The 13,621-nt window shown below is 69.6% G+C and carries 10 protein-coding genes; 5 read left to right on the forward strand and 5 right to left on the reverse strand.

The features are described from left to right. The first annotated feature begins 82 nt into the window (after positions 1 to 82). A complete protein-coding gene (locus tag MFF58_RS20665) occupies positions 83 to 1,051 on the forward strand; it encodes a TIM44-like domain-containing protein (protein ID WP_238290787.1) in 969 nt (322 codons plus the stop codon). 40 nt (positions 1,052 to 1,091) lie between these two features. Here MFF58_RS20665 and rsmA read toward each other — a convergent pair whose 3' ends face one another. The 5 genes from rsmA to lptF all read right to left on the reverse strand — a co-directional run bounded on the left by rsmA (position 1,092) and on the right by lptF (position 8,041). Beyond that, on the reverse strand, positions 1,092 to 1,970 hold the full coding sequence (gene rsmA / locus MFF58_RS20670; RefSeq protein ID WP_238290788.1) for a 16S rRNA (adenine(1518)-N(6)/adenine(1519)-N(6))-dimethyltransferase RsmA: 879 nt from the start codon (positions 1,968 to 1,970) through the stop codon (positions 1,092 to 1,094). A gap of 10 nt (positions 1,971 to 1,980) precedes the next feature. Beyond that, the gene (gene pdxA / locus MFF58_RS20675; protein ID WP_238290789.1) at positions 1,981 to 3,096 is read right to left on the reverse strand and encodes a 4-hydroxythreonine-4-phosphate dehydrogenase PdxA; all 1,116 of its coding nucleotides are present in this window, start codon (positions 3,094 to 3,096) and stop codon (positions 1,981 to 1,983) included. A gap of 31 nt (positions 3,097 to 3,127) precedes the next feature. After that, positions 3,128 to 5,707 (reverse strand): LPS-assembly protein LptD, encoded by a 2,580-nt coding sequence (locus tag MFF58_RS20680; protein ID WP_238290790.1) that lies wholly within the window; start codon positions 5,705 to 5,707, stop codon positions 3,128 to 3,130. 78 nt (positions 5,708 to 5,785) lie between these two features. After that, the gene (gene lptG, locus MFF58_RS20685) at positions 5,786 to 6,874 is read right to left on the reverse strand and encodes an LPS export ABC transporter permease LptG (protein ID WP_238290854.1); all 1,089 of its coding nucleotides are present in this window, start codon (positions 6,872 to 6,874) and stop codon (positions 5,786 to 5,788) included. Between the two features lie 6 nt (positions 6,875 to 6,880). Beyond that, positions 6,881 to 8,041, reverse strand: coding sequence for an LPS export ABC transporter permease LptF (lptF, locus tag MFF58_RS20690; protein WP_238290793.1), 1,161 nt, complete (start codon positions 8,039 to 8,041; stop codon positions 6,881 to 6,883). A 184-nt stretch (positions 8,042 to 8,225) separates the two neighbouring features. Between lptF and MFF58_RS20695 the strand changes: the two genes are divergently transcribed. The 4 genes from MFF58_RS20695 (at position 8,226) to msrP (ending at position 13,500) form a co-directional block, all read left to right on the forward strand. Continuing rightward, positions 8,226 to 9,737 carry a leucyl aminopeptidase gene (locus MFF58_RS20695; RefSeq protein WP_238290795.1) on the forward strand — a complete coding sequence of 504 codons (1,512 nt, stop codon included), beginning with the start codon at positions 8,226 to 8,228 and terminating at the stop codon, positions 9,735 to 9,737. Positions 9,738 to 9,836: 99 nt separating this feature from the next. Next, positions 9,837 to 10,571, forward strand: coding sequence for a hypothetical protein (locus tag MFF58_RS20700; RefSeq protein ID WP_238290797.1), 735 nt, complete (start codon positions 9,837 to 9,839; stop codon positions 10,569 to 10,571). Positions 10,572 to 10,670: 99 nt separating this feature from the next. Beyond that, the gene (locus MFF58_RS20705; protein WP_238290798.1) at positions 10,671 to 12,443 is read left to right on the forward strand and encodes an AMP-binding protein; all 1,773 of its coding nucleotides are present in this window, start codon (positions 10,671 to 10,673) and stop codon (positions 12,441 to 12,443) included. Between the two features lie 103 nt (positions 12,444 to 12,546). Then, complete coding sequence (gene msrP, locus MFF58_RS20710; RefSeq protein ID WP_238290800.1) at positions 12,547 to 13,500, forward strand: protein-methionine-sulfoxide reductase catalytic subunit MsrP; 954 nt, start codon at positions 12,547 to 12,549, stop codon at positions 13,498 to 13,500. Positions 13,501 to 13,621: the final 121 nt, after the last annotated feature.

The raw sequence follows: 13,621 nt of genomic DNA on the forward strand, positions 1-13,621 counted from the left end.
AGGACTAAAACGCGGGCCCAGCCGTTCCCATATTGTCACTGGCGCTCAGCGCCATCCAGTTCTCGTCCTCAGAGGCGTGTCTATGCTCACCCAGATTTCGCGTCGCCGGCGCGTGGCCAGCCTGCTGGCTCTGGTCGCGGCGTTGACTGTCGCGGCTCCCGTGGTCGAAGCCCGTCCGGGCGGCGGCGGGTCCTTCGGGTCGCGCGGCTCCCGCACCTACACGGCACCGTCCGCTACGCCGACCGCTCCGGGCGGCGGCATGACGATGCAGCGGTCTCAGACCGCTCCGTCTCCCGGCATGGGCAGCCCCGGTATGCAGGCTCCTGCGACGGGCCGCCGGTTCGGCGGCGGCTTCTTCGCGGGCCTGCTCGGCGCCGGCCTGATCGGCGCGCTCCTCGGCGGCGGTTTCTTCGGCGGCCTGGGCGGCCTCGCCTCGATGATCGGCCTGCTCTTCCAGGTGGGCCTCGTGGTCGTGGTGGTGATGCTGGCCCTGCGCTTCTTCCGCCGCCGCAACCAGCCGGCCGGCGCCGGCGCGCCCTACGCCCGCTCATCCCTCGACGGTGAGCAGGGTCCCGGCGGCCCGATCGGCGGTGCGCCCGGGGCTCCCGCCGCGGGCATGTTCAGAGGTGGTCAGCGGCCGCCCCAGGCGCGTCCGGTGCAGATCGGCCCCGCCGACTACCAAGCGTTCGAGCGGCTGCTCGGCGATATCCAAGATGCCTATTCCCGCGAGGATCGCGTGACCCTCGGCAACCTGTCCACGCCCGAGATGGTCAGCTACTTCGACGAGGAGTTGCGCAATAACGCGTCCCGCGGCGTCGTGAACAAGATCACGGACGTGAAGCTGCTCCAGGGTGACCTGGCGGAATCGTGGGGCGAGGACCGCACCGACTACGCGACCGTGGCGATGCGCTACGCGCTCAAGGACGTGATGATCGAGCGCTCCAGCGGCCGTGTCGTGCAGACCGACTCCTCAGAGGCCACGGAACTGTGGACCTTCCTGCGCCAGCCCGGTCGCGGCTGGGTGCTCTCGGCGATCCAGCAGACCCGCTGATCGCTCGGGCGTCCCGGTCGGAGGACCGGGACCGTCGCATTCACGCCGGTGCCGTCTCGACGGTGCCGGCGTTTTTATTTTGCTCCCACAGGTTGGCCAAGTCGACGAAGCCCGACACGGGCACTTCTTCGGCGCGCGCGGTCTCGGCGATGCCGGCCGCGGCCAGCATGGTGCCGGCGTCGGCCGTCAAGGACTTCAGGCTCTGGCGCAACATCTTGCGGCGCTGGCCGAAGGCCGCGCGGGTCACGGCTTCGAGAGCCCCGCACCGGCACGCGAGAGGCCGGGCCCGCGGCACGATCCGTACCACGCTCGACGTCACCTTCGGCGGCGGAACGAAGGCCGACGGACTGACGTCGAACAGGATCTCGGCCTGTGTCCGCCAGCCGCACAGCACGGCGAGCCGGCCATAATCCGCCCGCTGCTCGGGTCCGGCGACGATGCGCTCGGCGACTTCCCGCTGGAACATCAGGACGGCCTGATCCCACCAGGGTGGCCACGCCTCACCGCCGAGCCAGCCGGTGAGAAGCGCCGTACCGACGTTGTAGGGCAGATTGGCCACGATGCGCGCCGGACCGGGACCGATCAGCGGCCGCGGATCGAACACCAGCGCGTCCGCATCGACCACTTCGAGCCGGCCCGGATAGTGCGCCGCGATGTCGGCGAGCGCTGGCAAGGCGCGCGGATCGCGCTCGATGGCCACGACCCGCGCCGCCCCTTCGGCCAGCAGCGCCCGCGTCAGGCCGCCGGGACCTGGGCCGACCTCGACCACGGTCACACCATCGAGCGGTCCCGCAGCACGGGCGATCCGTCCGGTGAGGTTGAGGTCGTAGAGGAAGTTCTGACCGAGCGCCTTCTTGGGCTCCAGGCCATACCGGGCGACGACCTCGCGGAGCGGCGGAAGCCCGTCCCCGGCGCTCAAGATCCCGCCCTCACAGCTCGTCCTCCGGACCGAAATGCCGGGCGCCCGCGGGCATCGGCCGGCCTGCGTAGATGCGGAACGGGCCCGCGTCGCCGCCGGACGGGACCGCGCCTGCGGCGGATCCGGTGGCCGCCAGCCGGGCGGCGAGCCGCAACGCCGCCACGAGGCTGTCGGGCCGGGCGATCCCCTTGCCGGCGATGTCGAACGCGGTGCCGTGGTCCGGCGACGTGCGCACGAACGGCAATCCGAGGGTGACGTTCACGCCGTCGTCGAACGCGATGGTCTTGATCGGGATCAGGGCCTGATCGTGCGTCGGCGCGAGGGCCACGTCGTAGGTCTCCCGAGCCCGGGCGTGGAACAGCGTGTCGGCCGGCAGCGGGCCGCGGATGTCGATGCCGGCCGCGCGCAGCCGGGCCACGGCCGGGGCGAGCACGTCCCGATCCTCGTGACCGATGGTTCCCGCCTCGCCGGCGTGCGGGTTCAGGCCCGCGAGGACGAGGCGCGGTTCGTGCAGTCCGAACCGGTCCCGCAGATCGCGGGCGACGATGGTGGCGGTCTCCTCCACGAGGTCCTGGGTGAGGAGCTCCGGCACCGCCCTCAGCGGGACGTGGATCGTCACCGGAACGACCGCGAGCATCTCGCTCCAGATCATCATCACCGGCCGGGGCGGCGTCCGGCCGGGGGGCACCGAGAGCGCGGCGAGGAACTCGGTGTGGCCCGGATGGGCGAAACCGGTCCGCGTCAGCACGAACTTGGCGATCGGGTTGGTCACGATCGCGCTGGCGCGCCCGGCCTTGACGAAGCCCACGGCGGCGGTGATCGACTCGATGGTCGCGCCCGCGTTGACGGAATCCGGCATCCCGGGCTCCGCCGCCACGGTGGCGCCGCTCGGTAGGGGCACCACCGGCAATGCGTGCCGGAACACCTCGGCGGCGGTCTCGGGATCGACTTCGGCGACCGGGACAGGCCGGTTCATCCGGTGGGCGAGACGTTCGATGAAGGCCGGATCACCCACGAGGAAGAACGGCGGCAGCAGGCGCGGACCGCCGCGCCCGAGCCAGGCGCTGAGGGCCAGTTCCGGGCCGATCCCGGCGGGATCCCCGAGGGTGAGGGCGAGGGGTGGCATAGACGGTCTATAGCGCCCGCGGCGGCGCCGGTCACCGCACTGAGGCGATGCCGTCCGCCGTGGTGGCCGTTCCGACGTTCTGGCGCAGATCCGCCTCGCCCAGGGTCTTCAGCTCGACACGCAGCAGGACGGTCTGGTTGCGCTCGCGCACGCCGGTGGCGGTGGCGATCGGCGAGTTGATGTAGTTCAGCGAGACGGTGGTGCATTCGTCCTGATAGCCGCCGCCGAAGCTGGCACCCGACAGGTAGAACCGACCCGGATTCTGGTAGATCGGCACGGTCCCGATCGGGTTGGCGAGGTAGGAGGTCAGCGCGTCCTGGTAGGTGTTGCGCACGTCGAGGTAGTGCGTGAGGTCGACCAGCAGCGAGCCGGAGACGAACCAGTTCGGCGTGATGTTGTAGGTCGCCGAGGCGGTGATGCCTTCGCGGTAGTGGCTGTAGCCCAGCAGCGGCTGCGCCTCGTAGTACGAGTAGAACGCCGACAGGGTGAGCGGCGCGAACGGTGCGAACCGGGCCGTCGCCCCGGCCTCGAACCGCGACACGTGGAAGTCCGACTGATTGAAGCGGGCCCGGCTGATGAACGTGATGTTCTGGTTCGGCGAGACTTGGAACCGGCCGACGAAGTCGGACCGCTGGGTCTCCAGACCGGAATCGAGGCCGACATTGGCGATGTCGCCGCGGCGGAACGAGTTGACGCCGGCGAGCTGGATGGACTCGCCGAAGAGCACGTTGGCGTACCAGCCGGAGGGCGTGACCACGGAGTACTGGCCGCCGAGATTGGTGCGCACGCCGCCTTCGACCCGGTCGTAGCCCGAGAACTTGTCCCATTCGAAGAGGGAGGTATCGTCGAACACGAGGCTCTGCGCATCCTCGTTTGGCAGCCGGCCGATCCGTGTCTCGGACGGCCGCGCGATGACCTGCCCGATCGGCTCAAGGGTGTGGACGCCCAGCGCACCGAAATTCGCCACGAAGGGGTACCGGTAGTCGAGGCCGATCGCCGGCATGACGCGGCCGGCGAAGCCGTCATCGATCTTCGCCACCTGGGGGGCGAGGTCGTTCTGGTAGCCCGAGAAGCTGGGGTTGGTGAAGAACGCGTCGGTCCGCAGGTAGGCGAACGGCGTGAACTTCTGGCCGTAATCATCGATGAAGCTGCGGCGCCAGGACAGCTCGGCGGAGGCGCGCGTGTTCGTTCCCGCAAGCCCCTGGATGAGGCAGGTGCCGCGCTGGAAGATCGTGCAGGTCTGGTAGAGCGGGAAGCTGACGCCGTTCACGCTCGGCGAGAACAGGTAGCTCGAGGTGCGCGGCAGCCCCTGATACTGCGTGGTCTCGCGGGTCAGGCTGGTGATGTTGGCCTGGAAGCGCACCTCGCCGCCGATCTCGGACGGGCCATTGATGCGCTTGTCGTAATCGATGACCGGCGCCACGATCGGCTGCTGCTTCTGCCAGTCGAAGCTCGACAGGCCCTTGAAGTAGTAGCCCCGTGCCTCGAACCACGACCGGTCGCCCTGGCCGATCAGGTAGGCCGTCGAGGTCGCCTCGCGGAAGTAGTCCGTGGTGATGTTCTGATTGCGGATCCGGTAATTGTCGAGGAACCACTTGTCGGTGACGCCGACGAGGTCCCAGCCGGTCCGCCAACGCGGGTTGATGTAGAACCGGCCCTGCGATTCGACGGAGCCGCGGAAGTCACGCTCGCCGGCGCCGAGCGGGCTCGGCAGGAAGGCGGAGGGCGTCGTCTGCGAGATGCCGGACAGGCGCAGGTTGTAGAAGCCGTTGTCGATCCGCTGGCGGAACTCGCCCTGGGCCAGAAGGCCCTGGCGGCTGAGCAGGGTCGGCGTCAGCGTCAGGTCGTAGCTGGGCGCGAGGGCGATGAAGTACGGCAGCGACGCGCCGCTGCCGAGGGCCGTCGTCGTGATGAAGCGGGGCGCCAGGAACCCGGTCTTGCGCCTTACCGTCGGATCCGGAGCCTCGAAATACGGCAGGTAGGCCACCGGGATGCCGGCGATCTCCAGCGTGGAATCGTCGAAGTAGACGGTATGGGTCTCGTTATCGTGGACGATCTTGCTCGCCCGAAGCTGCCAGAGCGGCGGCGATTCCGGATTGTCCTTGCAGGGCTCGCAGGCAGTGTAGCTGCCGGAGTCGAAGCTCGTCTGCTCGCCGTTCAGCCGTTCCGCCCGGGGCGCCGAGAAACGCGTCCGCACGGTCTCGAACTTGCGCTGGACGGTCTGCTGGCCGCGGAAGGCGTCGATGAAGCCGGTCTTGAAATCGTCGGTGAGCTCCATGCGCTCGCCGGTCACCACGCCGCCATCGGCCTCGGTGAGGCGGACGTTGCCCTCGGCGAAGACGCGGCTGCTGCCGCGGTCGTAGCGCACGCGGTCGGCCTGGAGGGTCCGGGGGCCGTAATGCAGCTCGGCGTTGCCGCGGGCCGTCACGGTGCTGCGCTCGTTGTCGTAGACCAGCTCGTCGGCCTCGACGAGGAGCTTGTCGCCCGGCTTTGCAGCCGCCACGGCAGGGAGAGTCTGCGCGCGCGCCGACGCGGCCGCCGTCAGGGGCACGGCCAGCGCGAGCGCGGCCAGAAGGCCCGCTTTCCGCAGGATGTCGGTGACCTTACGCAACGCGCGTCCCAACCCCTGTGACGTGTGCCGCCACGACCCTCAAACACCCGTCTCCCTGCCGGCGACGCATCGCAGCGGTCAGCCGTCTTCCTGGTACAGAAGCGTGAGCGTACCGAGAAGACTGCCTACCACGGCCGGGAACCAGGCCGCCACCGGTGCCGCGACGAGTCCGGACGCTCCGAGCCCCTCCATGACCTGTCGGACCACGTAGAGGGCGAAGCCGGCCGCGACGCCACCGAGGACGAGTTTGCCGACACCACCAAAGCGGAAGAACCGTAAGGAAACGGTTGCGGCGACGAGCACCATGGCGACGAACAGGACCGGCCTCGCCCACAGGACATCGTACTGAAGCCGGTATCGGGTGGCGTCCAAACCGGCCCGCTCGGTGCGTGCGATGGTTGTGGGAAGTTGCCAGAAAGGCACAGATTCCGGAGGGGTGAAGCGCTGCCGGACCTGCCCGGGATCGAGATTGGAGGCGATCAGGTAGGTGTCGAACGACTCGGGGGGCATCTCGGGTGTGAGAACGCGCACGTCGGAGAGCTCCCAGTACCCGTCGTGGAGCGTCGCCCGGGCCGCGACCAGCTGCTGGGCGAATTTGCCGGCCTCGTCGAAGGTGAAGACGGAGACGCCCGCGAGCGTCGTCGTGCCTTCGATGGCGGTCTCCGCGCGCACGATCGCCTCGCCGTCCAGGCCCCGCTGCCGGATCCAGAGGTCCTTGCCCGAGCCGGCCTTGGTGGCCTTGGCGAAGATTTTCGCCTCGATCTCCGTGGAGCGCTGCTTCAGCATCGCCGAGACCGGGTTGTAGATCCCCACGGCCGCCGCGCCGAGGGCCAGCGCCACGAAGAAGCCGGGCTGCAGGAACTGCCACGCGGAGATCCCGGCGGCCCGGGCGACCACCAGTTCCAGCTTGCGCGAGAGCTGGAGCAGGGCCGCCATGGAGCCGAACAGGACCGCGAAGGGCAGCACGCCCTCGGCCACCGCGGGGGTACGGTAGAGCGAGAGCTGCGCCATCAGCCCGGTGGATGCGCCCTCGGCCTCGCCCGCGCGGCGCAGCAGCTCGACGAAGTCGAGGGTGTAGACCAGCGCGAAGACGGTGATGAAGACGCCGAGCACGGTTCGGGCGAAGCGGGCGGCGAAGTAGCGCCCGAGGGTGGGACCGATCAGCATCATCGGTCAGGCCGCCGGCGCGAGGCGTCGCCCGCGGTGCAGGCTCCGCACGCCGCGGACCAGCGCGACGTTGAACGCCCGCACCCGCGGTCCGAAGAAGATCAGGAGGCTGGACAGCGCCATCGCGGCAAGCGGGACGCCATAGATCGCCGCCACGGCCCCGGAGCTGCGCGCAGCGGCGCTGACGGCCGCGAAACCGCCGATGCGCAGCGCCACGACGGCGAGGATCGCCCCGGCGACCGCCAGGCCGCGGCCCTGACGGGTGGTGCGCGGGTCGCCGAGCGCCGCGAAGGCGATAAAGACCAGGGCCAACGGGTAGAGGCAGGCGGAGAGCCGATCGTGCAGCTCCGCCCGGAAGCGGCCCTTCTGCAGCTTGTAGTAGCCCTCGCTCTGGTCGGGGAACAGGAGCTGCGCCGTTGAGCGCTCCCGGGGCTTGTAGATTGTATCGGAATCCGGGGGCGCGAAGGCGGCGAGGTCGATCGTGTACCGCTCGAAGGTCAGGATCGAGGAATCGCGCGAGTCCTTCTGCTGCTGGTGGACGCTGCCGTTCTCCAAGATCAGGTAGCTCTGGCCCTCGACGTCGACGGCGTTGCCGCGCTCGGCGAGGTAGACCTTGGTCTTGCCGGCTTCCCGGCGGTCCTGGATGAACAGGCCCTTGAGGGTGCCGCCCGGCCCACGCTCGCGGAAATGGAAGGTGATGCCGTTGTCGAGCTGGGTGAACTGGCCCTCCTTGACGACGTTCGCGATGAAGTCGCCGCGCACCCGCGTGATCACGTCGCGCAGCTCCTGGAAGCTCGCCGGCATCACCACCACCACCAGGAACCCGACCAGAAAGCTGACGATCAGCGCGAGGGTCAGGAAGGGCCGGAGGAGCGAGCGCGGCGGCATGCCGGCCGCCGACATGACGATCAGCTCGGAATCGCCGTTGAGCTTGTTGAGGGCGTAGACGGTCCCAATGAACAGCGCGACGGGCGCGATCACCACGACGAGCGTCGGCAGCGACAGACCGGTGACGAACAGGAAGACCAGCAGCGTCTGGCCCTTGGCGGTCACGAGGTCGAGTTCGCGCAGGGCCTGCGTCAGCCAGATCGTGCCGGTGAGGCCGATCAGGCAGGCCAGGGTGGACCCCAGGGCGATCCGAAAGATGTAGCGCTCGATCTGCCTCATTGGCCCGGCAGTCCCGCTCGTCCTCTCGCGCCCTCGAGCTGGCAGGGACCCGACAAAAGGGGCGATTCCAGGGCTGTCGCGTCGCGTTGCGTTCTCCGCCTCAGCGGCTACACAGGGCGAATGGCTCAGGCGGCGACGCGTGGGCGCGATGTGCGGCTCCGGGATGACGGGCAGGGCGACGGGTATGGCGGACGGTATCGAGATCGGTTTCGGTCCCCTCGGACAGAGCGGGCAGGGCCCGGGCGGATCCGGCGATCTCGTCGTCTTCGTCGGTGACGACCTCACCCTGAGTGCTGCGGCCCGCGACGCGCTGGGCGCGGCCGGGTCGGATCTCGTCGCGCGCGCCGCGGCGTCCGAGAAGTTCAAGGGCCGCTCCCTCAGCGCCTTGAGCCTGCCGGCCCCGTCCGGCGTCAGCGCGGAGCGCCTCGTGGTGGTCGGCCTCGGTTCGGACAAGGACCGCGCCAAGACCGACTGGCCGGTGCTGGGCGGCTTCACCGCCAGCAAGGTCTCCGGGCGGACCGCTCGGATCGTCCTCGACTGGCCGGGTGCATCGGTGACGGCTGCGCAGGCCGGCGAGTTCGCCCTCGGCGCCCGGCTGCGCACGTACACGTTCGACCGCTACAAGACCAAGAAGAAGCCCGAGGCCGAGGAGAAGGCCGCGACGGCTCTAACCCTCTTGCTGGCCGACCACGGCGCGGCGGCCCGAGAGGGCGACACCGCGCAGAGCCTCGCGGACGGCGTGATCCTGGCGCGCAACCTCGTGAACGAGCCGCCGAACGTGCTCTTCCCCGAGGAGTTCGCCCGTCGCGCCGCCGAACTCGCCAAGCTCGGGGTCGAAATCGAGGTCATCGAGCCGGCGCGGATGCGCGAACTGGGCATGGGCGCGTTGCTCGCGGTGGCGCAGGGCTCGGCCCGCGAGCCGCGGATCGTGATCATGCGCTGGAACGGCGGAACCGCTGGCGAGGCACCCGTGGCCTTCATCGGCAAGGGCGTGATCTTTGATTCCGGCGGCGTCTCGATCAAGCCCGGCGGCGGCATGGAGGACATGAAGGGTGACATGGGCGGTGCTGCCGCCGTGGTCGGCGCCCTGCATGCCCTGGCGGCCCGCAAGGCGCGCTGCAACGTCGTGGGCGCCATCGGCATCGTGGAGAACATGCCGGACGGCGGCGCCTACCGCCCCTCCGACATCCTGACGTCGATGTCCGGCCAGACCATCGAGGTGATCAACACCGACGCGGAAGGCCGCCTCGTGCTGGCCGACGTGATCACCCACGTGGTCCGCAGCGCCAAGCCGAAGGCGATCGTCGACCTCGCCACGCTCACGGGCGCGATCATCGTGGCGCTGGGCCAGGACATCGCCGGCATGTTCTCGAACGATGACGCGCTCGCCGGGAACATCCATGCGGCGGGCGAGGCGACGGGCGAGAAAGTCTGGCGGATGCCGCTGATCCCCGACTACGACAAGGCGATCGACTCCAAGTTCGCCGACATGAAGAACACCGGCGGCCGTCACGGGGGCGCCGCCACCGCGGCCTCCTTCATCAAGCGCTACGTCGAGGAGGTGCCGTGGGCCCACCTCGACATCGCCGGCGTCGCGATGTCGTCGAACGCCAGCGAGATCAACCGCAGCTGGGGCGCCGGCTGGGGGGTGCGCCTCCTCGACCGGCTGGTGCGCGACCACTACGAGGCGCGGTAGGATCGCGCCGGGTCGTGCGGGTATGCGCACATCCCGCATCGGCTCCGATCATCTAACGGTCCCCGCAGCCCCGGGACCCGCTGGGATCCGGAGCGAACGATGAACCGCGCAGGGCTCAGCGCGGTGCCTGATCCTGTCGGGACGTCGGTTGCGGCCGCGCCGCGCCGGTGGACGAGCCTCGTCGGGCCGGCATTGCCGGTCCTCGCCATGCTGATCGCCCTGGCCCTGGCCGCCGCCACGGGCTTCAGCCAGCGCTCCGCACTGCCCGAGGCGGTCGAGCCCTGGATCTTCGGCTATTTCGCCACGCGCTACCCGCTCTTCGCCTTCGCGCTGATCTACGGCGTCGCGCATCTCGCCCGCGTGGCCGTCGGGCCGGGCCCGGCCTCTATACCGCGCCGGGCGCTGTTCGGGGTCGCAGGTGTCGCCGCACTGCTGACGGCGGGGCTCTACCCGACCTTCGGCGGCCTCATCCTGCGCGCCGGCTTCGCCACCGGCGGCATGGCGTTCCTGACGCATCAGCCCCTCTGGCTGGCCTACGGCCTCGGCGCCGGGGTCGCGGCCGGCCTGTTCGGTGCCATCCTCGGCCTGTCCGCCATCGCCACGAACCGGCCGTTTCGACCGCGCCTGCACCGAATCGGATTTGGCGCTCTCGCCTTCCTGGCTCTCTGGTTCGGCGCCGCCGTGATCGGACTGTCGGATACGGTCGGGTCGGGGCCGTGGCCGCGGCGGGCTTTCGCGCCGGGCGAGGCGGGCCTCGCCGCCCTCCTGCTCGTCGTCGCGGCTCTGCCACACGTCGCATCGGCGACAGCCCTCCTGCATCGTCGGGAGGCCTGACGGCATCGCCTTGCGGGTCAGCGCCCGTTCACGCAGAGTCGGCCCGTACTGCGTTGAGGGACCCGGCCGCCGAGAGCCGCGCCCGTGGGAGGCATCGCGATGCATGAGGCCAGCGTGATCGGGCACGGCGCTCAGGCGACCACGTCCGGACGGGCGACGGGTTCATCGACGGGTTCATCGACGGGCCGAGGACCGGAGCGGCCCTGGCTCGCCGCGTACCCGCCCGGTGTTCCGGCGGAGATCGACGTCGCGAAGCTCGGCACCCTCAACGGGCTGTTCGAGGCCAGCATGGCGGCCTTCGCCGACCGGCCGGCGATGCTGTGCTTCGGCTCGACCATGACCTACGCGACCCTGGGCCAGCACGCCCGCGATCTCGCCGCATGGCTGAAGAGCCAGGGTCTGGCCAAGGGCGACCGCGTGGCGATCATGCTGCCCAACGTGCCGGCCTACGCGGTGGCGATCTTTGGCGTGCTCCTGGCCGGCGGAACGGTGGTCAATACCAACCCGCTCTACACGCCCCGGGAGCTGACCCAGCAGATCACCGATTCCGGGGCGCGGATCCTCATCGTCCTGGAGAATTTCGGCGCGACCGTCGCCGCTTCGCTTCCGGGGCTCACCTTGGATCGGGTGCTTCTGGTCGGCCCCGGCGACGGGCTCGGGCTGAAGGGCCACGTCATCACCCTCGCCAGCCGGCACGTGCGCAAGGCGGTTCCACCATTCCGGCTGCCGGACGGCCTCGCGGTGCCGTTCGCCACCGTGCTGCGCCGCGGCCGCAACCTGCCGCGCGCCGCGGTCCCGGTCGGGCCCGAGGACCTCGCCTTCCTGCAATACACGGGCGGGACCACCGGCATCGCGAAGGCGGCGATGCTCAGCCACCGCAACATCATGGCGAATGTCGAGCAGTCGCAGCTCTGGTTCAACTCGAAGGACCCGAGCGTGCAGCGCTGCGCAGTGACGGCGCTGCCGCTCTACCACATCTTCGCGCTCACTGCGTGCTTCTTCCAGTTCATGCGCAGCGGCGGCTCCTGCCTGCTGATCCCCAATCCGCGCGACTGCGACGGCATGGTGAAGACGCTGAGCCGCACGCCGTTCACCCACCTGATGGGCGTGAACACATTGTTCAACGTGCTGATCAACCACCCGCAGATCGCGACGGTCGATTTCTCGAAGCTCGATTTCGTGGTTGGCGGCGGCACGGCGGTGCAGCGCGCGGTGGCGGAGCGGTGGAAGGCGCTCACCGGCAGCACCATCGTCGAGGGCTACGGCCTCTCGGAAACCTCGCCGGTGGTATCGGCTAATCCGCGAAACCTGCGGGACTTCACCGGCACGATCGGCTTTCCACTCCCCTCGACCGAGGTCTCGATCCGCGACGTCGCGGGACAGCCGGTTCCGATCGGTGAGCCGGGCGAGATCTGCGTGCGGGGTCCGCAGGTCATGCGCGGCTACTGGAACCGGGCGGACGAGACGGCTCGGGCCATGACGGAGGACGGGTTCTTCCGCACGGGCGACGTCGCCGTCATGCTTCCGGACGGCCAGTTCCGGATTGTCGACCGGATGAAGGACATGATCCTCGTCTCCGGCTTCAACGTGTACCCGAACGAGGTCGAGGACGTCCTGGCGACCCACCCGGCCATTCTCGAATGTGCCGTGGTCGGCGCGCCGAGCGAGGAGACCGGCGAGATGGTCGTGGCCCACGTCGTCCTGAAGGATCCGTCGGTTTCCCTCGACGACCTGCGGGCGCATGCGCGGGCGCAGCTCACCGGCTACAAGGTTCCCCGCCGGGTCGTCCTGCACGACACGCTGCCGAAGACCAACGTCGGCAAGGTGCTGCGGCGGATGCTGCGCGACGAGACGCCGCCGGACGCAGCGTAACCGACCGCGGGGGCCAGCCGAAAGATAAGGGTGCGGCGCTTGTTCCCGTGTCGGCCGGAGCTGATCTGTGGAATGGCGGCGGGGGGACTCAGGAGAGGCGGCGATGGTGATTAAGCGCAAGCGCGGATGGGAGATGCCGGAGCATCTCGCCACGTCCGAGGCCCTGTTCCTGAACCGACGTGTCCTGATCGGCGGCGCGGCCGGCCTCGCGGCGGGCTCCCTCCTCGGCGGTCGGGCCGCCCTGGCGGCTGCGGGCGACCAGACACTGTACCCGGCCGCACAGAACCCCGCCTATACCCTCGACCGTGCGATCACGCCGGAACGGTTCAGCGCCGACTACAACAATTTCTACGAGTTCGGCACGTCCAAGACCGTGCTGCCAGCCGCCAACGCGCTCAAGACCCATCCGTGGACGCTCAAGATCGACGGGCTCGTGGAAAAGCCGTTCGAGATCGGCGTCGACGACCTGATCCGGAAGGTGGGCCTTGAGGAGCGGCTCTACCGCCATCGCTGCGTCGAAGCATGGTCCATGGCGGTACCGTGGACCGGCTTCCCGCTTTCGAAGCTCGTGGCGCTGGCCAAGCCGGCATCGGGCGCGAAGTACATCCGCTTCGAGACCTTCATGGACAAGGCCATGGCCCCGGGGCAGCGGGCCTTCTTCTATCCCTGGCCCTACACCGAGGGCCTGACGCTCGCCGAGGCCGGCAACGACCTCGCTTTCGTGGTGACCGGCGTCTACGGCAAGCCGCTGCCGAACCAGTTCGGTGCGCCGATCCGCATCGCCGTGCCGTGGAAATACGGGTTCAAGTCCGCCAAATCGATCGTGAAGGTGTCATTCACCGCCGACCGACCGAAGACCTTCTGGGAAGGTTTGCAAGCATCCGAGTACGGCTTCTGGGCCAACGTGAACCCGGCCGTGCCCCATCCCCGCTGGAGCCAAGCGACCGAGCGAGTGCTCGGGACCGATCAGCGCGTGCCGACGCTGATCTATAACGGCTACGGCGAGCAGGTCGCCGGACTCTACAAGGGGCTTGAGGGCGAGCGGCTTTTCCTCTGAGGCGACGTTCCGTCGGCGGGACGGTGTCACCGTCAGCACAGGCTCAGCGAACGGCTAGGACGGCGGGAGGCGGCGCAGGTTCGCGCCGCACGAACTGCTGTGATCCGCGCGCGACGGCGGG

Source organism: Methylobacterium longum, from assembly GCF_022179385.1.
Lineage (GTDB): Bacteria > Pseudomonadota > Alphaproteobacteria > Rhizobiales > Beijerinckiaceae > Methylobacterium > Methylobacterium longum.

What these genes read in the sequence shown, in the direction of transcription:
- MFF58_RS20665 (WP_238290787.1), top strand. Translation starts at nt 83, where the DNA reads ATGCTCACCCAGATTTCGCGTCGCCGGCGCGTGGCCAGCCTGCTGGCT.
- pdxA (WP_238290789.1), bottom strand. Translation starts at nt 3,096, where the DNA reads ATGCCACCCCTCGCCCTCACCCTCGGGGATCCCGCCGGGATCGGCCCG.
- lptG (WP_238290854.1), bottom strand. Translation starts at nt 6,874, where the DNA reads ATGCTGATCGGTCCCACCCTCGGGCGCTACTTCGCCGCCCGCTTCGCC.
- lptF (WP_238290793.1), bottom strand. Translation starts at nt 8,041, where the DNA reads ATGAGGCAGATCGAGCGCTACATCTTTCGGATCGCCCTGGGGTCCACC.
- MFF58_RS20695 (WP_238290795.1), top strand. Translation starts at nt 8,226, where the DNA reads ATGGCGGACGGTATCGAGATCGGTTTCGGTCCCCTCGGACAGAGCGGG.
- MFF58_RS20700 (WP_238290797.1), top strand. Translation starts at nt 9,837, where the DNA reads ATGAACCGCGCAGGGCTCAGCGCGGTGCCTGATCCTGTCGGGACGTCG.
- MFF58_RS20705 (WP_238290798.1), top strand. Translation starts at nt 10,671, where the DNA reads ATGCATGAGGCCAGCGTGATCGGGCACGGCGCTCAGGCGACCACGTCC.
- msrP (WP_238290800.1), top strand. Translation starts at nt 12,547, where the DNA reads ATGGTGATTAAGCGCAAGCGCGGATGGGAGATGCCGGAGCATCTCGCC.